Genomic DNA, 19,528 nt, shown 5'->3' on the forward strand with positions numbered 1-19,528 from the left:
CGCCGGGCTTCTCCTATCGTCATCCGAATGCGCCAGTACTCTCCGGACCTGACTCCGCCGTGGAAGAAGCCCAAGCCCGTGCCGGAGGTTCCGGCGGAGCCGGGCCTGGTGGTCGAGGAGCCGGGTACCGGTTTCTGCGGTGCGGTGATCCGCTGCGAGGCGGGCACGGTGACGCTGGAGGACCGCTTCGGCAAGCACCGCGTGTTCCCCCTGGAACCGCGCGGCTTCCTCCTGGAGGGCCAGGTGGTCACTCTCACCCGCCCCTCCTCCACCACCCCCATCCGTCCCACCCGCACGGCCTCCGGTTCGGTGGCCGTCCCTGGCGCGCGGGCCCGGGTCGCCCGTGCCGGGCGGATCTACGTGGAGGGCCGCCACGACGCCGAGCTGGTCGAACGGGTCTGGGGCGACGATCTGCGCATCGAGGGCGTCGTGGTCGAGTACCTGGAGGGCGTCGACGACCTGCCCGCGATCGTGGCGGACTTCTCACCCGGCCCGGACGCCCGCCTCGGCGTCCTCGTCGACCACCTCGTGCCCGGCAGCAAGGAGTCCCGTATCGCGGCCTCGGTCACGAGCGACCACGCCCTGGTCCTCGGCCACCCCTACATCGACATCTGGGAAGCCGTGAAGCCGTCCTCCGTAGGCATCCCGTCCTGGCCCCGGGTCCCCCACGGCCAGGACTGGAAAACCGGCGTCTGCCGCGCCCTCGGCTGGCCCGACAACACCGGCGCCGCCTGGCAGCACATCCTGTCCCACGTCCACTCCTACAAGGACCTGCAGCCAGAACTCCTGGGCCGAGTAGAAGAACTCATCGACTTCGTCACAGCCCCCCACTGACACACGCTCACCGCACGAACTGAAGGGCGTGGACCGGGGTGGGCGGGGTGCGGTCCCCGGCCTTAGGGGCGCGGGGAACTGCGCGCCCAGCCCCCACCGACCCGCAGCCGAAGAACCCCCCGCGACCGGGGGATCCGGGGCGCACCCCCGATCCTTCAGGGGCGCGGGGAACTGCGCGACCAACCCCCACCGACCCGCAGCCGAAGAACCCCCCGCGACCGGGGGATCCGGGGCGCAGCCCCGATCCTTCAGGGGCGCGGGGAACTGCGCGACCAGCCCCCACCGACCCGCGGCCGAAGAACACAGCCGGGGCCTGGGGACGCAGCCCCCTCAGTCCACCAGGTCTCGTACGACCGCGTCCGCCAGCAACCGCCCCCGCAACGTAAGAACCGCCCGCCCCTCCCCATACGGCCCGGATTCGAGCAACCCCTCCGCCAACGCACGCCCCGCCGCCGCAAGCCCCTCCACCCGCAGCAACGACAACGGACACCCCTCCCGAAGCCGCAGCTCCAGCAGAATCCGCTCCACCCGCCGATCCTCCTCCGAGAGCAGCTCCCGCCCCGCCCCCGGAGACCGCCCCGCGGCCAACGCCCCCGCATACGCCCCGGGATGCTTCACGTTCCACCACCGCACCCCGCCCACATGGCTGTGGGCCCCGGGCCCGGCCCCCCACCAGTCGGCACCCCGCCAGTACAGCTCGTTGTGAAGGCACCGCCCGGCGGCGGAAGTGGCCCAGTTGGACACCTCGTACCAGTCGAACCCCGCCCCGGACAGCACCTCGTCGGCGATCAGATACCGGTCCGCATGCACATCGTCGTCCGTCATCGGCACCTCGCCCCGCCGGATACGACGGGCGAGCTGCGTCCCCTCCTCGACGATCAGCGCGTACGCGGAGACATGGTCGGGCCCGGCACCGAGCGCGGCGTCGAGCGAGGCCCGCCAGTCGTCGTCGGACTCACCGGGCGTGCCGTAGATCAGGTCGAGGTTCACATGCTCGAACCCGACCGCTCGCGCCTCCGCGACACACGCCTCGGGCCGACCCGGGGTATGCGTACGGTCGAGCACCTTGAGGACGTGCTGGCGGGCACTCTGCATGCCGAACGAGATCCGGTTGAACCCTCCGGCCCTGAGCGTCTCCAGATACCGCGGATCAACCGACTCCGGGTTCGCCTCGGTCGTGATCTCCGCGTCGTCCGCGAGCCCGAACTCGTCCCGGATCGCCCCCAGCATCCGTACGAGGTCGTCGGCGGCCAGCAGCGTGGGCGTACCGCCGCCGACGAACACCGTACGGACGGGTCGCGGGTCGTCGCCGAGGACCTTGCGGGCGAGCCGGACCTCGTCGATCAGCGTGTCCGCGTAGTTGTCGCGGGAGGCGAGCACGCCTCCGGTGCCCCGCAGCTCGGTCGCCGTGTAGGTGTTGAAGTCGCAGTAGCCGCAGCGGGTCGCGCAGTACGGCACGTGGAGGTAGAAGCCGAGAGGTCGCTCGGCGGCGCCGGCCAGGGCGTGCGCGGGCAGCGCCCCGTCGTCGGGGACGGGCTCACCGTCGGGAAGTGCGGAAGGCATGCCTTCCATTGTCCCGTACCCGGCCGCATACCCCTTTCCAGCCCCTCACCTGCGGTTTCTCTCTCCCCCGCTCTCCCACTCCCCCCACTCTCCCCGCTCCCCCGACTCCGCCCTACTCCGTCCACTCCGCCTGCAGCACCAACAACGCCAGGTCGTCCTCCGGCGGCTTGCTGCCGAACTCATGCACGAGCCGCCGGATCCGTTCCGCGACGAGCTCCGCGCTCAGCCCCGTACAGCCCGCGAGGGCCTCCTCGAGCCCTTCGTCGTCATCGAACTGGCGGGGCCCGCTGCGGCGCTCCGTCACCCCGTCGGTGACGCACAGGACGGTGTCACCCGGGTACAGATCGAAGGTCTCGGAGACGTAGGTCGCGTCCTCGAAGACCCCGAGGAGGGTCTGCGGCTCGGCCACTTCCCGTACGTCGCCGTCCGGGCCGAGGATCAGCGGCAGCGGGTGCCCGGCGGAGGCGAGGGTGCAGCGCACGCCGCCCTCGAAGGGCACCAGCTCGCCGTACAGCATGGAGAGGAAACGGGTCTGCGGACCCTCGTCGGGGCCCAGACCCGGCCCGCCCGCCGCCACCAGCGCACGGGCCGCCGCGTCCGCCGCCTCGGTCGCGTCGTCGAGAAGGAGCTGGTTGAGGCGGTCGAGGACGTCCGCGACGTGGTAGCCCTCGCGAGCCAGCAGTCGCACCCAGGGCCGGGCGAGGCCGATCACGACGGCGGCCTCGGGCCCCTTGCCCTGGACGTCGCCGAGGACGAAGCACCAGCGTCCGTCGCCCGCGGGGAACAGGTCGTAGAAGTCGCCGCTGGGTCCGCCCTTGTCGAGCGGCTCGTACACGAGGGCGCTGCGTACCCCGGGGATCTCGGCGACCGCGCCGGGCAGCAGGCCGCGCTGCAGGACCCGGCTGATGGTGGCCTGGCGCGCGTACTGGCGGGCCGCGCCGATGGCGAGGGCGATCCGCCGGCTGAGGTCCTCGACGAGCCCGGTGATCTCGTCGGGGAAGGCGCTCAGTCCGGCCCGGCCGATGACGAGGGTGCCGAGCGGCCGGCCGCCGGCGATCAGCCGGTACGCGAGCGCCGCCCCGCTCATCCCGCCCGCGCCCCCCACGCCACCTTGTCCTTGCCCTTGCCCTTGCCCCTGCCCCTGCCCCTGCCCCTGCCCCGTGCCTAATGCCTCCCCCGGCCAGGGCACCGGCACCGCCCGGGACCGCACCGAGTCCGGCAACCGTGGCGGATCCTTCTCCAGGGCCCGCCGCAGCTCCTCGATCCGGTTCTCACTGCCGTGCCAGACGCGGGCGAGCCGGGGTCCCAGGGCCAGCCCGAGCCCACCCGCCCGGTCGGTGGCCTCGTCCTCCAGCCATACGGCACACCAGTCGGCGAGCCGCGGCACGAGCAGCTGCCCGGCGAGCGCGGCGACGAGGTCCTCGTCGAGCTGCCCGGCGAGCAGGTCGGAGGCCTCGGCGAGGAAGGAGAGAGCGCCGCGGTTGAGCCAGTCGCCGTCCTGCCGCGGCCTTTGTCGCTGTTCGGCAGCGAACGTCCCGCCGACCGGTCCCGTCTCTCCGACCGGTCCCGTCTCTCCAACCAGTCCCGTCTCTCCAACCAGTCCCGTCCTGTCCGGCAGTCCCGTCCCACCCGGCAGTCCGATTCCGCCCGGCAGTCCGATTCCGTCGGCCAACCCCGAACCGGCGGACAGTCCCGCGGACAGTCCCATGGCGTCCGTCATTCCGGGCCCGACACCCATCCCCCCATCGGCACCGAACCCACCACCCACACTCAGCCCACGCTCAACGCCCAACCCACCACCAACACCCAACGCACCTTCAACACTCAGCCCGCCTTCAACACCCAACTCACCCTCGACACCCAGCCCACCCTGAACACCCAACCCCTCCTCGACCCCCAGCCCCCCATCCACCGGCAGCCGCGCCCACACGGTCTTGACCCCGGTCCGATACGTGATCCCCCACGCCTCCGACAGGGAGGCGACCAACCGCAGCCCCCGCCCGTACTCCGGTGTGCCGTATGCCCGTTCGGCCGACTCCTCGCGTACTGCCCGCGAGGGATGGTGGTCGGAGACCTCGATGACCACCGCGCCCACCGCACCGCCGTCGGTGATCTCCAGCCGACACAGCAGTTCGACGTCGGTGCCCGCGTGCACGACGGCGTTGGTGACGAGTTCGCTGACGACCAGGACGGCGTCCTCGGCGAGGCGCTCGCGGACGATCTCGGCGCCGGGCAGGGCCAGTTCCCCCCAGTCGGCGAGCGTCTCGCGAACCATGCGGCGGGCGGCGCCGGGCGCGAGCGGGGTGCCCGGCAGCGCGGCGCGCGCCATGGCTTCCTGACCCACGCGGTAGTGCGCGGGCGTACCAGGGGCGAGCGCCGTGGAGTCCGGTTGCGACTCCCGTTGCGTCGGAATGGCCCCCACTGTGCGGCTCCCTGAGCAGTTCGGACGAATACGCCTCAGGCGACACGGACAGAGTGACAGACTGGCCACGCCCATAAGCGCCGAGTTACCGAAGTGGGCCGCCATGAGTGAGAACAGTGCTACGCGTGTGCTCGAAGACGGACAGATTCGGGCATTCGACGACGGCCGGATCCCGGCGTCCGATCTGCGTCCGCTGCTCGCCGCGATGACCGCCGCGCGGGACGGTGACTTCACCAAGGTGCCGGAGACGGGGCACGGCCTGGTGGCCGACCTGAGCGCGGCGTTCAACCAGATCATCGACCGCAGCACCCACTTCAACACGGAAGTGCAGCGGGTACGACGGGAGCTGGTCCGGCACGGACGGCTCGATGAGCGGCTGTCGGCGAGCCCGGGCCAGGGAAGTTGGACGACCCGCGTCAATGAAGTGAACCAGTTGCTCGACGCCCTGGTGGCGCCCGCCGCGAACGCGACGCGCGTCCTGGACGCGGTGGCCGGCGGCGACCTCACCCAGCGGGTCGACCTGCACGACGGCAACCGTCAACTCAGAGGAGATCTGAGGAGGTTGGGGCGCGCCGTCAACAAGATGGTCGATCAGCTCTCCCTCTTCACGGGCGAGGTGACCCGGGTCGCGCGCGAGGTCGGCACCGAGGGCCGTCTCGGCGGGCGCGCCAAGGTGCAGGGCCTGTCGGGCAGTTGGCGCGATGTGACCGAGGCGGTCAACACGATGGCGTCCCGGCTGACGGCCCAGGTCCGTGACATCGCCCTGGTGACCACGGCGGTGGCGCGCGGCGACCTGACCCGTACGGTGACGGTCGAGGCGACCGGTGAGCTGCTCGAACTGAAGCTCACCGTGAACACGATGGTCGACCAGCTCTCCGCCTTCGCCGACGAGGTCACGCGGGTGGCCCGCGAGGTCGGCACCGAAGGGCAACTGGGTGGCCGCGCCCAGGTCAGAGGCGTCTCGGGAGTCTGGAAGGACCTCACCGACAACGTCAACTTCATGGCCTCGAACCTGACGTCCCAGGTCCGCAACATCGCCCAGGTCACCACGGCCGTGGCCAACGGCGACCTCAGCCAGAAGATCACGGTGGACGCGAAGGGCGAGATCCTCGAACTCAAGTCGACCATCAACACCATGGTCGACCAGCTCTCCGCCTTCGCCGACGAGGTCACACGCGTGGCCCGCGAGGTCGGCACCGAGGGAAACCTCGGTGGGCGGGCCCAGGTCAGGGGCGTCTCCGGCGTCTGGAAAGACCTCACCGACAACGTCAACTTCATGGCGGACAACCTGACCTCGCAGGTCCGCAACATCGCCCTCGTCTCCACGGCCGTCGCGCAGGGCGACCTCGGCAAGAAGATCACGGTCGAGGCGAAGGGCGAGATCCTCGAACTCAAGTCGACCATCAACACCATGGTCGACCAGCTCTCCGCCTTCGCCGACGAGGTCACACGCGTGGCCCGCGAGGTCGGCACCGAAGGCAACCTCGGCGGCCAGGCCCAGGTCAGAGGCGTCTCCGGCGTCTGGAAAGACCTCACCGACAACGTCAACTTCATGGCGCTGAACCTGACCTCCCAGGTCCGCAACATCGCCCAGGTGACGACGGCCGTCGCGAACGGCGACCTGTCGAAGAAGATCACGGTCGACGCCCGCGGCGAGATCCTGGAACTGAAGGACACCGTCAACACGATGGTGGAGCAGCTGCGGGCCTTCGCCGACGAGGTGACCCGGGTGGCCCGCGAGGTCGGCACCGACGGGCGGCTCGGCGGACGAGCCCAGGTGCTCGGCGTCTCCGGCGTCTGGCGGGATCTGACCGACAACGTCAACTACATGGCCGACAACCTCACTTCACAGGTGCGGAACATCGCGCAGGTCGCGACGGCCGTGGCGCAGGGCGACCTGTCGAAGAAGATCGACGTGGATGCCCGCGGCGAGATCCTGGAACTGAAGACGACCATCAACACGATGGTCGACACGCTCTCCTCCTTCTCCTCCGAGGTGACCCGGGTGGCCCGCGAGGTGGGTTCGGAGGGCCAACTCGGCGGTCAGGCACGGGTCGAGGGCGTGTACGGCACCTGGAAACGCCTCACGACCAACGTCAACGAACTCGCCTCCAACCTCACCACCCAGGTCCGCGCGATCGCCGAGGTGGCCTCCGCGGTGGCACAGGGCGACATGTCCCGCTCCATCACCGTGGAGACGCAGGGCGAGGTCGCCGAGCTGAAGGACAACATCAACCTGATGGTGGCCAACCTGCGTGAGACCACCCGCGCCAAGGACTGGCTGGAGTCCAACCTCGCCCGCCTCGCCGCGCTGATGCAGGGCCACCGCGACCTGATGGAGGTCGCCGACCTGATCCTGCGCGAGCTGACCCCGCTGGTGAACGCGCAGTACGGCGCTTTCTTCCTGGCCGACCCGGAGGAGGACGGGGCCTCCCTCCACACCGCCGTCCCCGCCAAGGGACTCGCCTTCATCGCCGGATACGGCTCGGCCCAGGGCGCCACGGTCGACACGGGCGGCATGCCGGTGCACGGCCTGGTCCGGCAGGCGGCCCGCGAGAAGAAGCGGATCCTCGTCGAGGAGGCCCCACCGGACTACATCAAGATCAACAGCGGTCTGGGGGAAGCCGCCCCCGCCAGCGTCGTCATCATCCCGATCCTCTTCGAGGACAAACTCCTCGGCGTGATCGAGCTCGCCTCCTTCTCCCGCTTCTCCGACGTCCATCTGGCCTTCTTCGACCAGTTCGTGAACACCATCGGCGTGGCCATCAACACGATCATCGCCAACTCCCGCACGGAGTCCCTGCTCGGCGAGTCCCAGCGCCTCGCCATCCAGCTCCAGGACCGCTCGGACGAACTCCAGTCGCAGCAGGCGGAGCTGCAACGCTCGAACGCCGAGCTGGAGGAAAAGGCGGCGCTCCTGGCGACGAGCTCGCAGTACAAGTCGGAGTTCCTGGCGAACATGTCGCACGAGCTGCGCACCCCGCTGAACTCGCTGCTGATCCTGGCCCGGCTGCTGTCGGACAACCCGGACGGCCATCTCTCCGACCAGGAGGTGCAGTTCGCGACGACGATCCACCGCTCGGGATCGGACCTCCTCCAGCTCATCAACGACATCCTCGACCTGTCGAAGATCGAGGCGGGCCGTATGGACGTACGCCCGAAGAAGCTCCCCCTGATCAAACTCCTCGACTACGTCCACGCCACGTTCCGCCCGCTCACCCTCGACCGGGGTCTCGCCTTCGAGGTGACGGTCGGGGAGGACGTACCGCGGGAGATGTACTCGGACGAGCAGCGGCTCCAGCAGATCCTGCGCAACCTGCTCTCCAACGCGATCAAGTTCACCGCGACCGGCCGGGTCGAACTGCGCGTCAGCCGCCTCAAGGACCCCGACCACGCCTTCACCCGGGAGAACAGCGACGACGTGATCGCCTTCGCCGTCTCCGACACCGGCATCGGGATCGCCGCGGAGAAACTCCCGGTGATCTTCGAGGCGTTCCAGCAGGCCGACGGCACCACCAACCGCAAGTACGGCGGCACCGGCCTCGGCCTGTCCATCAGCCGGGAGATCGCCGGGCTGCTCGGCGGCCGCATCATCGCGGAGAGCGCCCCCGGCAAGGGCTCCACCTTCACGCTGTACGTCCCTGTCATCAGCCCCGGCCACACGGCGACCGGCGCCGCCCCGGAGGACCTCCGGCCGCTCGTGCCCGAGCAGCTGTCCACCGAGCCGTACACCTCCCACGACACCGACGACTCCTGGCCCACCCCCACCAAGCTGGAGGAGTGGAAGGCCGGCCGGGCGGGTCAGGTCCTGCCGGGGCGACGGGTGCTGATCGTGGACGACGACATCCGCAACGTCTTCGCGCTCACCCATGTCCTGGGCCGCGTCGGCATGCCCGTGCTGTACGCGGAGAACGGCCGCGAGGGCATCGAGACCCTGGAGCGCAACCCCGACGTGGAACTCGTCCTGATGGACATCATGATGCCGGAGATGGACGGCTACGAGACGATCTCCGCCATCCGCCGCACCCCCCGCTGGACAGGCCTGCCGATCGTCGCGCTCACCGCGAAGGCGATGCCGGGAGACCGCGAGAAGTCCATCGCACGCGGTGCCAACGACTACGTACCCAAGCCGGTGGACGTCGATCAGCTGCTCACGGTCGTCTGCGCCCTCCTCGACCCGGAGAGCGTGCACGACGCGGAGCAGGACGACTCCGAAGGATCCGTTGTTCCGGGGCCGAGCACATCGTCCGAGGAGGCCGCGGCCCCGCCGACGACCGAATGAGGACAGTCACCATGAGCGCTGAGGAAACGACCTACGAGCGCGCCAGCATCCTCCTGGTCGACGACATGGAGGACAACCTGATCGCGCTGGAGGCCGTCCTGGGGTCCCTCAACGAGCCGCTCGTACGTGCGCGTTCGGGCGAGGAGGCGATGAAGGCGCTGCTCAGGCAACGCTTCGCCGTCGTCCTCCTCGACATCCGCATGCCCGGCATGGACGGCTTCGAGACAGCCGCCAACATCAAGCGGCTCGACCAGACCAAGGACGTCCCGATCATCTTCCTGACCGGCACCGACGCCGACGCGGGTTACGCCTTCCGCGGCTACGCCACCGGCGCCGCCGACTACCTGACCAAGCCCTTCGACCCCTGGGTCCTGCGCGCCAAGGTCACGGTCTTCCTGGACCTCCACCGCAAGAACCAGCAGCTGGAACGCCTCCTGACCCAGGAACACACCCACGCGGCCCAGATCAGCACACGGCTCGCGGCCTTGGAGAAGCGCTTGTCGTCCGAGGACCCCCCGGACCTTTCCGACCTACGGAGGCAGGTCCGAGAACTGCAGAGCCTGGTAGCGGGGCTGAGCGGCAACCGTGCCCTTTAGGGGCGCGGGGCCGCGACATATGCGGCTCCGCCGCGTGGGCGCGACCAGCCCCACCCTCCGCAGCCGAAAGACAACCTCACGCTTCCCTGGAACCGGCGTACATCTCCTCGATCAGCCCCTTGTACTCCCGCTCCACCACCGGCCGCTTCAACTTCAGGCTCGGCGTGATCTCCCCGTGCTCCACATCAAGATCCCGCGGCAGCAACCGGAACTTCTTGATGGTCTGCCACCGCTGGAGCCCCTCGTTGAGTTCCTTGACGTACCCCTCGACGAGGGCGACCGTCACAGGGGCCGCGACGACCTCGGCGTACGACTTGCCCTCCAGCCCGTTCTCCTTCGCCCACTCCAGGATGGACGGTTCGTCCAGGGCGATGAGGGCGGTGCAGAAGTTCCGGTCGGCACCGTGCACGAGGATGTTGGAGACGTACGGGCAGACGGCCTTGAACTGGCCCTCGACCTCGGCGGGCGCGATGTACTTGCCGCCCGAGGTCTTGATGAGGTCCTTCTTGCGGTCGGTGATCCGGAGGTACCCGTCGGGCGACAGCTCGCCGATGTCGCCGGTGTGGAACCAGCCGTCGGATTCCAGGACCTCGGCGGTCTTCTCGGGCAGCCCGTGGTAGCCCTCCATGATGCCGGGGCTGCGCAGCAGGATCTCGCCGTCGTCCGCGATGCGCACCTCCGTGCCGGGCAGCGGCTTGCCGACCGTGCCGGTGCGGTACGCCTCGCCGGGGTTCACGAAGGAGGCGGCGGAGGACTCCGTGAGGCCGTACCCCTCGAGGATGTGGATGCCGGCGCCCGCGAAGAAGTAGCCGATCTCGGGGGCGAGCGCGGCGGAGCCGGAGACGCAGGCGCGCAGCCGGCCGCCGAAGGCCTCGCGGATCTTGGCGAAGACGAGCGCGTCCGCGACCTTGTGCTTGGCGCCCAGCCCGAAGGGCACGGAGGCGGTGCCGGTGCGGCGGAAGTTGTCCTGGCTGGCCTTCGCGTACGCGCGGGAGACCTCGGCGGCCCACTGGAAGATCTTGTACTTGGCGCCGCCGCCGGCCCGCGCCTTGGCCGCGACCCCGTTGTAGACCTTCTCGAAGATGCGCGGAACGGCCGCCATGTACGTCGGCTGCACGATCGGCAGATTCTCGATGATCTTGTCGACGCGGCCGTCGACGGCGGTGACGTGCCCGACCTCGATCTGGCCGGAGGTGAGCACCTTGCCGAAGACGTGGGCGAGCGGCAGCCACAGGTACTGCACGTCGTCGGGGCCGAGCAGTCCGGTCGAGGCGATGGCCTTCGCCATGTACGACCAGTTGTCGTGCGGGAGGCGCACGCCCTTGGGGCGGCCGGTGGTACCGGAGGTGTAGATGAGGGTCGCGAGCTGGTCGGCGGTGATCGCGCCGACGCGCTCCTTGATCAGCTCGGGGTTCTTCTCCAGGTACGCGGCACCGCGCGTCTCCAGTTCGGCGAGGGTGAGCACCCCGTCGCCGGTCTCGACGCCCGCCGGGTCGATGACGACGATGTGGCTGAGTTCGGGCAGCTCGGCGCGCTTCTGACGGGCCTTGGCGAGCTGGGCCGCGTTCTCCGCGATCAGGACCTTGCTGTCGGAGTCGGAGAGGATGAACGCCGACTCCTCGGCGTTCGTCTGCGGGTAGATCGTCGTCGTCGCCGCGCCCGCGCACAGGATGCCGAGGTCGGCGAGGATCCACTCGACCCGGGTGGAGGAGGCGAGCGCGACGCGCTGCTCCGGCTGTACGCCCAGCTCGATCAGTCCGGCCGCGATGGCGTAGACCCGCTCGGCGGCCTGCGCCCAGCTCAGCGACTTCCACTCGTCCGGGCCCTCACCTGAGACAGGGGGGATCGGGTAGCGGTAGGCCTCGGCGTTGGGCGTGGCGGCCACGCGCTCCAGGAAGAGGGCCGCCACGGACGGCGGACGGTTCTCGATCAGGGTCTGTGTGTCGCTCACGACATCCTCCGGGGCCCGCGACAGTGCGTGCGTCTGGCTCGACCGACTGCTGACTGTTGCTGTTGCGGCTGGCTGGTTCGGCTGTTGTTTAACTCGCGAGTAACCATCGAGCAGAGATCAGAGTAAGGCGCGTCCGGCCAGTGCGTAAGGGGCGGCGGCCTGTCACTTCCTACAGAGAGCGACCCTACGCACGCGTACGGGCTCGCCGCGCCGAAGCGCGACGAGCCCGCATTGTGCCCGAGTTTCCGGGGGTAACAGGTGACTACTTCTTGCCCTTCGCCGAACCGCCGCTGTCGTCGCTGGACAGCACGGCGATGAAGGCCTCTTGCGGAACCTCCACAGAGCCCACCATCTTCATCCGCTTCTTGCCTTCCTTCTGCTTCTCCAGCAGCTTCCGCTTACGGGAGATGTCACCGCCGTAGCACTTGGCGAGGACGTCCTTGCGGATGGCGCGGATGGTCTCGCGCGCGATGACGCGCGAGCCGATGGCGGCCTGGATGGGCACCTCGAAGGCCTGCCTCGGGATCAGCTCACGCAGCTTCGCGACGAGCCGCACACCGTACGCGTACGCCGCGTCCTTGTGGGTGATCGCCGAGAAGGCGTCCACCTTGTCGCCGTGCAGCAGGATGTCGACCTTGACCAGGCTGGAAGTCTGCTCGCCGGTGGGCTCGTAGTCGAGCGAGGCGTAACCCCGGGTCTTCGACTTCAACTGGTCGAAGAAGTCGAAGACGATCTCGGCGAGCGGCAGCGTGTACCGGATCTCGACCCGGTCCTCGGACAGGTAGTCCATGCCGAGCAGGGTGCCGCGCCGGGTCTGGCACAGCTCCATGATCGAGCCGATGAATTCGGAGGGCGCGAGGATCGTGGCGCGCACGACGGGCTCGTACACCTCGTCGATCTTGCCCTCGGGGAACTCGCTCGGGTTGGTGACGATGTGCTCGCTGCGGTCCTCCATGACGACCCGGTAGACCACGTTCGGCGCGGTCGCGATCAGGTCGAGCCCGAACTCGCGCTCGAGCCGCTCACGGATCACGTCGAGGTGCAGCAGCCCGAGGAAACCGACGCGGAAACCGAAGCCGAGCGCGGCGGAGGTCTCCGGCTCGTAGACGAGCGCGGCGTCGTTGAGCTGCAGCTTGTCGAGGGCGTCGCGCAGCTCGGGGTAGTCGGACCCGTCCAGCGGATAGAGCCCGGAGAAGACCATGGGCTTGGGGTCCTTGTACCCGCCGAGCGCCTCGGTCGCCCCCTTGTTGAGGGTGGTGATGGTGTCACCGACCTTGGACTGCCGGACGTCCTTCACACCGGTGATGATGTAGCCCACCTCACCGACGCCCAGCCCGTCGGCCGGCGTCATCTCGGGGGACGAGACGCCGATCTCCAACAGCTCATGGGTCGCTCCGGTGGACATCATCCGGATCCGCTCACGCTTGTTGAGCTGCCCGTCGATGACACGCACATACGTCACGACACCGCGGTAGGAGTCGTAGACGGAGTCGAAGATCATCGCGCGAGCGGGGGCATCCTGGACGCCGATCGGGGCGGGGATCTCGGCGACCACCTTGTCGAGCAGGGCCTCGACACCCAGCCCCGTCTTGGCGGAGACCTTCAGCACGTCATCGGGGTCGCAGCCGATGAGGTTGGCGAGCTCCTCGGAGAACTTCTCCGGCTGGGCGGCCGGCAGGTCGATCTTGTTGAGTACGGGGATGATCTTGAGGTCGTTCTCCATCGCCAGGTAGAGGTTGGCGAGGGTCTGCGCCTCGATGCCCTGGGCGGCGTCGACGAGGAGGACGGTCCCCTCGCAGGCGGCCAGCGACCGGGACACCTCGTACGTGAAGTCCACGTGCCCGGGGGTGTCGATCATGTTGAGGATGTGGGTGTTACCCGGATCCTCCGTCGGGGCCCAGGGCAGCCGGACCGCCTGGGACTTGATCGTGATGCCGCGCTCGCGCTCGATGTCCATACGGTCGAGGTACTGAGCACGCATCTGCCGCTGCTCGACCACCCCGGTCAGCTGGAGCATGCGGTCGGCGAGCGTGGACTTGCCGTGGTCGATGTGCGCGATGATGCAGAAATTGCGGATCAGAGCCGGGGCGGTACGGCTCGGCTCGGGCACATTGTTAGGGGTCGCGGGCACGCAGGGTCCTGTCTCTTGAGGCGCCTGTCGCCTCGGGTCGGATCGATACGTAGGCTCCATGGTCCCACGGGTGGGGAGCTGCGACCGGTTTGGGCCGGTCGTGCGGCTACTGGTAGCCTGGGTGGCTGTGTCTCGTGCCCTCTCTGCAGGAGGCACACCCCAAGGAAATCAAACGGCGAGCGAGACGTGCTGTCTCGCGCGCCTGAACCTGTAAAGGCTCATTCGTGGCGAACATCAAGTCCCAGATCAAGCGGATCAAGACCAACGAGAAGGCTCGGCTGCGCAACAAGTCGGTCAAGTCCTCCCTGAAGACCGCGATCCGCAAGGCCCGCGAGGCTGCTGCCGCGGGTGACGTCGAGAAGGCCACCGAGTACACGCGCGCTGCGTCGCGCCAGCTCGACAAGGCCGTCTCGAAGGGCGTCATCCACAAGAACCAGGCCGCCAACAAGAAGTCGGCGCTTGCTTCGAAGGTCTCTTCCCTCAAGGGCTGAGTCGGCTGGGCCCTATCGGGCTCAACCCCTGACTTGACCGCCGGAAAGGACCCAGCGGGCCCTCTCTTCCGCTCCTGACCGGCACCCCCGGACCCACGCGCGGCCTGCGTTCGCCACGCGGGCGTGGATCCACCATCGTGATCCGAAGGCCCCGTTCCCCTCCTTCCCCAGGAGACGGACGGGGCCTTTGGCATGAGGGGGTGCGCGCCGTCAGGCACGCAGGCAGGGGAAACCGGGGCGAAGCCCCGTCCCAGGGGCGCGGGGAACTGCGCGAACAACCCCCACCGACCCGCACCCGACAACCCCACCCGGGGGGTCCGGGGGCGGAGCCCCCGGGGAGGGGACGGGTAGGGGCGGCGGGGGCGAAAGAACCCGGCTCAGCCCAGCCGGGCGTTACCCCCGTCGAGACCGAGCCGCCCGAGCAATCACCACGACCGCCTTCTCCAGCGCGTACTCGGGATCATCTCCCCCGCCCTTGACCCCGGCATCGGCATCGGCGACCGCCCGCAGGGCAACCGCGACCCCGTCCGGCGTCCACCCCCGCATCTGCTGCCGCACCCGATCGATCTTCCACGGCGGCATCCCCAGCTCACGGGCAAGATCGGCCGGCCGGCCCCCCCGCGCGGAGGACAGCTTCCCGATCGCCCGCACCCCCTGAGCCAACGCACTGGTGATCAAGACAGGCGCGACCCCGGTCGACAAAGACCACCGCAACGCCTCCAACGCCTCCGCGGCCCGCCCCTCCACGGCCCGGTCGGCCACGGTGAAGCTCGACGCCTCGGCCCGCCCGGTGTAGTACCGCCCGACAATGGCCTCGTCGATCGTCCCCTCGACATCCGCGGTCAGCTGCGACACCGCGGACGCCAGCTCCCGCAGATCACTCCCGATCGAGTCGACCAGCGCCTGGCACGCCTCGGGCGTGGCCGATCTCCCGAGCGCCCGGAACTCGCCACGCACGAACGCCAGCCGGTCCGCGGGCTTCGTCATCTTGGGGCACGCCACCTCCCGCGCCCCCACCTTGCGCGCGGCGTCGAGGAGCCCCTTGCCCTTGGCCCCACCGGCGTGCAGCAGCACGAGGGTGATCTCCTCGGCCGGCATGTCCAGGTACGCCTTCACGTCCTTGACGGTGTCGGCCGACAGATCCTGCGCATTGCGCACGATCACGACCTTGCGCTCGGAGAAGAGCGAGGGACTCGTGAGCTCGGCCAGCGTGCCGGGCTGCAGCTGGTCCGGAGCGAGGTCCCGTACGTCCGTGTCGGCGTCGGCGGCCCTGGCGGCGGCCACCACCTCCTGCACGGCACGGTCGAGCAGGAGGTCCTCCTGGCCCACGGCAAGTGTGACGGGGGCGAGAGGGTCGTCTTGAGCGGTCTTCTTGGCCATCACCGAAAGCATCCCACGCGCCACTGACAACCCGCCCCGCACGGGAACCCGCACGCCCAGCCCCGGCGGAGCGCTACGGCTCCTCGCGCCAGCCGTCCCACTCCCCCGCGAACTCGTCCAGCTCCTTCGAATCGAGCCGCTCCCCGGGATCCGTCAGGACCAGTAGCCACTGCGCGTCCTCGGCATCGTCCTCACCGGCCAGCGCGTCCCTGACGAGCTGCGGCTCCTCGTCGAGCCCGAACCGGTCACCGATCAGCTCCGCCGCCTCTTCCGCGGCATCGCGGTCGGGCAGCACCAGCACATGTCTCACATCGCTCACGAGAACATTTTCCGCCACGCCGGACACGACCGACGCCGGGGTCGGCCCTTCTGAACGCAGGAATCAGCCCTTCCGCACCTCCGGCACCCGGTCCAGCTCGATCCCGAAGCGCTCCCGGTACAGCGCCAGCACCTCCTCGTCCGTTGCCAGTTCCGACACCTCCTTCGTCCCGTCCGGCGCCGTCGCCGTCAGGTTCCGACCGCTGAGCGTGATCCGCCCTCCGGCCTCCGTCACCCGCGAACAGACAAGCGACCGCGTGAAATGTGACTTCGGCGACGTGCTGTTCCACCAGGCCCCGGCGGCGAAGTCCCCCAGCACCCGCGGCCGCACCTCCAGGCGGTACTGCGGGCCGCCGTCCCGGATGACGTCCAGGTCCTCGGCCTCCCGCCGCCCGCCGACGCCCCGCACCCCCGCCGCGTCCGGCCCCGCCTCGAGCACCCTGAACGTGCCGCCCGGGTCCACCTGTTCGGTCCGCGCCCCGAAGGCCAGCGGATAGTGACTGTGCGCCCCGAACCCGACGTCCGCCAGCCAGTCGCCCCCGTCCACCGTCCGCACCCGCAGCGCGAGATGGTCGTACGGGATCCCGAGCCGCCCCTCCTCCCCGTACACCCGCCCCGCGAGCAGCGTGACGTCGAAGCCCAGCGCCCCGAGCAACGCCCCGAACGCCCCGTTCAGTTCGTAGCAGAAGCCACCCCTGCGCCCGCCCACCACCTTGTCCAGCAGCCGCTTCTCCTCCAGCACGATCTCCTCACCCAGATGGATCGACAGGTTCTCGAACGGCACCGCCTTCAGATGGCGCAGGTGCAGGTCACGCAGCACACCTGAAGTGGGCCACGCGGGGTGATGGGCGCCGATCCGGCGGAGGTAGGCATCGGCCTGTGCGGAATTCATGCCCTCAGTCTCTCGCCACGCTCAACCCTCCGCTCCCACCGACGACGGCCAGCGCCCCGTCCTTGTCCGTCCGCAGCACCACGGCACCCCCGGCACGCAGCGCCGCGACCGTGCTGGGCGCGGGATGCCCGTAAGGGTTGTCCCTGCCGCATGAGATCAGGGCCAGCCGCGGGGCCACCCTCCGTATGAGCTCCGGGTCCTGGTAGGCCGAGCCGTGGTGGGCGACCTTGAGCACGTCCACGGCCGTCAGCTCCCCGGCCGTCGGCGATCGCAGCAGCGCCTGCTGCGCCGGCGGTTCGAGGTCGCCGAGCAACAGCAGCCGCAGCCCCGCCGACCGCACGACGAGGGCGACGCTGGCGTCGTTCGGCCCGTCCGGGGTGGGCGCCGGGCTCGGTGGCGGCCACAGCACCTGCCAGTCGAGACTGCCGATGCGCCGCCGTTCACCCGCCACGGCCGACGTCACCGAGATGCGGCGAGCGGCCGCCTCCCTCCGTACGAACTCGGCCTGATCGGGCGGCTCCGCGAAGTCCGTCGTCTCGATCGCCCCCACCGCACGCCCGCGCAGCACGCCCGGCAGCCCCGCCACATGGTCGGCGTGGAAGTGCGTCAGCACGACGAGCGGGATCCGGGTGATGCCGAGCGTGGTCAGACAGTGGTCGACCAGCGCCGGATCGGGGCCCGCGTCCACCACCACCGCGGTGCCGTCGCCCGCCGCGAGCACCGTCGCGTCGCCCTGTCCCACGTCGCACATCGCGAACCGCCAGCCGGGCGGCGGCCATCCCGTGATCACCCTGGTGAGCGGCGCCGGCTGCACCACGACCAGCAGGAACACCACGACACAGGCACCGCTCAACCAAGGGTGTTTCAGGAGCCGTCGGCCGGCGAGCACGACGACCGCCGTGACCAGGGCGAGGAGCAGCGCCCCCGGCCAGCTCGCGGGCCAGTCCACTCCCCCGCCGGGCAGCGCGGCTCCGGTCCGTGCGATGTCGGCGATCCACCGGGCCGGCCAACTCGCGCACCACGCGAGCCCCTTGGCCACGGGCAGCACCACCGGCGCCGTCGCCAGCGCTGCGAACCCCAGCACCGTGGCCGGAGCGACGGCGAACTCCGCGAGCAGATTGCACGGCACCGCCACCAGGCTCACCCGGGCCGACAGAACCGCGACGACCGGCGCGCACAGGGCCTGTGCGGCACCCGCGGCGGCCAGTGCCTCGGCCAGGCGCGGCAGCATCCGACGTCTCTGGAGCGCGGCACTCCACCGCGGGGCGAGCGTGAGCAGGGCGCCGGTCGCCAGCACGGACAGCAGGAAGCCGTAACTCCGTGACAGCCACGGGTCGTACAGCACCAGCAGCAGTACGGCCGTGGCAAGGGCGGGAATCAGCGATCTGCGGCGGCCGGTCGCGAGGGCGAGCAGCGCGATCGATCCGCAGGCCGCGGCCCGCAGCACGCTCGGGTCGGGCCGGCACACGATCACGAAGCCGAGCGTGACCGCGCCACCAAGCAGGGCGGTGGCCCGCAGCGGGATACCGAGCCGCGGTGCGAGGCCACGCCGCTCGGCACGCTGGGCGAGACCTGGCGGTCCGACGAACAGGGCGAGCAAGATCGTGAAGTTGCCGCCGCTGACCGCCAGCAGGTGTGTGAGATCCGTCGCCTTGAACGCCTCGTCCAGCTCCGGTGTGACCCGTGAGGTGTCTCCCACGACCAGCCCCGGCAGCAGCGCCCGCGCGTCCGCCTCCAGCCCGTCGGTCGCCTTCCGCAGGCCCTCGCGCAACCGGCCGGCGAACCGCTGCGGCCCGGACGGCTGCCCCACCACCTCCGGCGGCCCGCTCCCCCGCACGCGCAGCACGGCCGCGATCCGGTCCCCGCCCGACAGCGCGGGGGCGAGCCGCGCGGCCACCCGCAACCGTGTGGACGGCAGCAGTGACAGCCAGGGCGAGCGCCCGCCGGGCAGCCGGGGTGAGCCCCTCGGCGAACTCGCGTCGACGATCACCAGCACCGGCGTACGTGTCGCCACCACGGCCCCGTCCCCACCCGCCCGCGTCACCTGCCGGACCTCCGCGTCGAGCAGCACAGCCGTGGGAGCCGCGTGATCCCCCTTGATCCGAGGCCGGGTGAGCCGTGGGTCGGAGGTGATCTCCACCTCGGCGGTCACCTGGGCGTGCTGCCGTGCCAGGGCCGGGATCGGGCCGCGACGCACGTCCGCCCCGTGCAGCCCCGCGGAGGCGGCGGCCGCCGCGACACAGAGCAGCGAGGCGGCGACGGAGACCCGCGGCCACGCACGGGACCGCCCTGCGCCGTCCTGCGTCACCCTGCGCGCCGCGGTCCGCCCCAACGCCAACAACGCGCCGGCCAGGACCAGGCAGCCCACCACCACGGCCGTGACCCGTCCGGACGGTGCCCCCACCGTCACCGCCGCCGTCACCCAGACCGCGAGCGCGGGCGGTACGAGCCGCAGATCCGTCGGCCCTTCCTCCCGGGGGTGGGCGCTACCGAGCCGCTTTCCCGAGGCGGCGTGCACGGCGCGGCGGCTCCGGGAGTACCGGGTGCTCCGCGTGGCATCCGTCGGTGCGGAGGTCGCGTGGGGTGAAAGGGGCGAAAGAGGTGATGGAGATGAAGGAAGTGAAGGGGGCGAAGAGGTTGCGGAAGCCGCCAAGGGCCCGGTGGGCCC

At 70.3% G+C, this 19,528-nt stretch carries 12 protein-coding genes; 4 read left to right on the forward strand and 8 right to left on the reverse strand.

Going from position 1 to position 19,528, the window contains the following annotated elements:
• The first annotated feature begins 27 nt into the window (after window positions 1-27).
• Complete coding sequence (locus tag OG798_RS20305; RefSeq protein WP_095854732.1) at window positions 28-834, forward strand: DUF3097 domain-containing protein; 807 nt, start codon at window positions 28-30, stop codon at window positions 832-834.
• A 330-nt stretch (window positions 835-1,164) separates the two neighbouring features.
• Here OG798_RS20305 and hemW read toward each other — a convergent pair whose 3' ends face one another.
• Together hemW and OG798_RS20315 are read right to left on the reverse strand one after the other, a co-directional pair.
• Window positions 1,165-2,397, reverse strand: coding sequence for a radical SAM family heme chaperone HemW (hemW, locus tag OG798_RS20310; RefSeq protein ID WP_267061739.1), 1,233 nt, complete (start codon window positions 2,395-2,397; stop codon window positions 1,165-1,167).
• A gap of 112 nt (window positions 2,398-2,509) precedes the next feature.
• Complete coding sequence (locus OG798_RS20315) at window positions 2,510-4,819, reverse strand: ATP-binding SpoIIE family protein phosphatase (protein ID WP_328757439.1); 2,310 nt, start codon at window positions 4,817-4,819, stop codon at window positions 2,510-2,512.
• 205 nt (window positions 4,820-5,024) lie between these two features.
• Here OG798_RS20315 and OG798_RS20320 point away from each other — a divergent pair, with 205 nt between their 5' ends.
• A complete protein-coding gene (locus tag OG798_RS20320) occupies window positions 5,025-9,101 on the forward strand; it encodes a HAMP domain-containing protein (RefSeq protein ID WP_121418495.1) in 4,077 nt (1,358 codons plus the stop codon).
• A gap of 11 nt (window positions 9,102-9,112) precedes the next feature.
• Window positions 9,113-9,697: a response regulator gene (locus OG798_RS20325; RefSeq protein WP_067369969.1), complete on the forward strand. Its 585-nt coding sequence runs from the start codon at window positions 9,113-9,115 to the stop codon at window positions 9,695-9,697.
• Between the two features lie 76 nt (window positions 9,698-9,773).
• On the opposite strand, the gene OG798_RS20330 is transcribed toward OG798_RS20325, so the two are convergent.
• Both OG798_RS20330 and lepA read right to left on the reverse strand, forming a co-directional pair.
• Window positions 9,774-11,648, reverse strand: coding sequence for an AMP-dependent synthetase/ligase (locus tag OG798_RS20330; RefSeq protein WP_328757440.1), 1,875 nt, complete (start codon window positions 11,646-11,648; stop codon window positions 9,774-9,776).
• A gap of 262 nt (window positions 11,649-11,910) precedes the next feature.
• The gene (gene lepA / locus OG798_RS20335; protein ID WP_054231952.1) at window positions 11,911-13,779 is read right to left on the reverse strand and encodes a translation elongation factor 4; all 1,869 of its coding nucleotides are present in this window, start codon (window positions 13,777-13,779) and stop codon (window positions 11,911-11,913) included.
• A 224-nt stretch (window positions 13,780-14,003) separates the two neighbouring features.
• Between lepA and rpsT the strand changes: the two genes are divergently transcribed.
• Entirely contained in the window at window positions 14,004-14,270 is a 267-nt protein-coding gene (rpsT, locus tag OG798_RS20340) for a 30S ribosomal protein S20 (protein WP_054231951.1), read from the forward strand.
• A 393-nt stretch (window positions 14,271-14,663) separates the two neighbouring features.
• Here the strand turns inward: rpsT and holA are convergent, their stop codons facing one another.
• From holA to OG798_RS20360, 4 genes are all read right to left on the reverse strand, one after another.
• A complete protein-coding gene (holA, locus tag OG798_RS20345) occupies window positions 14,664-15,650 on the reverse strand; it encodes a DNA polymerase III subunit delta (RefSeq protein ID WP_183127343.1) in 987 nt (328 codons plus the stop codon).
• 73 nt (window positions 15,651-15,723) lie between these two features.
• Window positions 15,724-15,969 (reverse strand): hypothetical protein, encoded by a 246-nt coding sequence (locus OG798_RS20350; protein ID WP_095854728.1) that lies wholly within the window; start codon window positions 15,967-15,969, stop codon window positions 15,724-15,726.
• Between the two features lie 63 nt (window positions 15,970-16,032).
• A complete protein-coding gene (locus OG798_RS20355; protein WP_095854727.1) occupies window positions 16,033-16,860 on the reverse strand; it encodes an arylamine N-acetyltransferase family protein in 828 nt (275 codons plus the stop codon).
• Window positions 16,861-16,864: 4 nt separating this feature from the next.
• Entirely contained in the window at window positions 16,865-19,378 is a 2,514-nt protein-coding gene (locus OG798_RS20360) for a ComEC/Rec2 family competence protein (RefSeq protein ID WP_267061741.1), read from the reverse strand.
• Window positions 19,379-19,528: the final 150 nt, after the last annotated feature.

The organism is Streptomyces sp. NBC_00271 (genome assembly GCF_036178845.1).
Classification (GTDB): Bacteria; Actinomycetota; Actinomycetes; order Streptomycetales; family Streptomycetaceae; genus Streptomyces.

What these genes read in the sequence shown, in the direction of transcription:
- OG798_RS20305 (WP_095854732.1), top strand. Translation starts at nt 28, where the DNA reads ATGCGCCAGTACTCTCCGGACCTGACTCCGCCGTGGAAGAAGCCCAAG.
- hemW (WP_267061739.1), bottom strand. Translation starts at nt 2,397, where the DNA reads ATGCCTTCCGCACTTCCCGACGGTGAGCCCGTCCCCGACGACGGGGCG.
- OG798_RS20320 (WP_121418495.1), top strand. Translation starts at nt 5,025, where the DNA reads ATGACCGCCGCGCGGGACGGTGACTTCACCAAGGTGCCGGAGACGGGG.
- OG798_RS20325 (WP_067369969.1), top strand. Translation starts at nt 9,113, where the DNA reads ATGAGCGCTGAGGAAACGACCTACGAGCGCGCCAGCATCCTCCTGGTC.
- holA (WP_183127343.1), bottom strand. Translation starts at nt 15,650, where the DNA reads ATGGCCAAGAAGACCGCTCAAGACGACCCTCTCGCCCCCGTCACACTT.
- OG798_RS20355 (WP_095854727.1), bottom strand. Translation starts at nt 16,860, where the DNA reads ATGAATTCCGCACAGGCCGATGCCTACCTCCGCCGGATCGGCGCCCAT.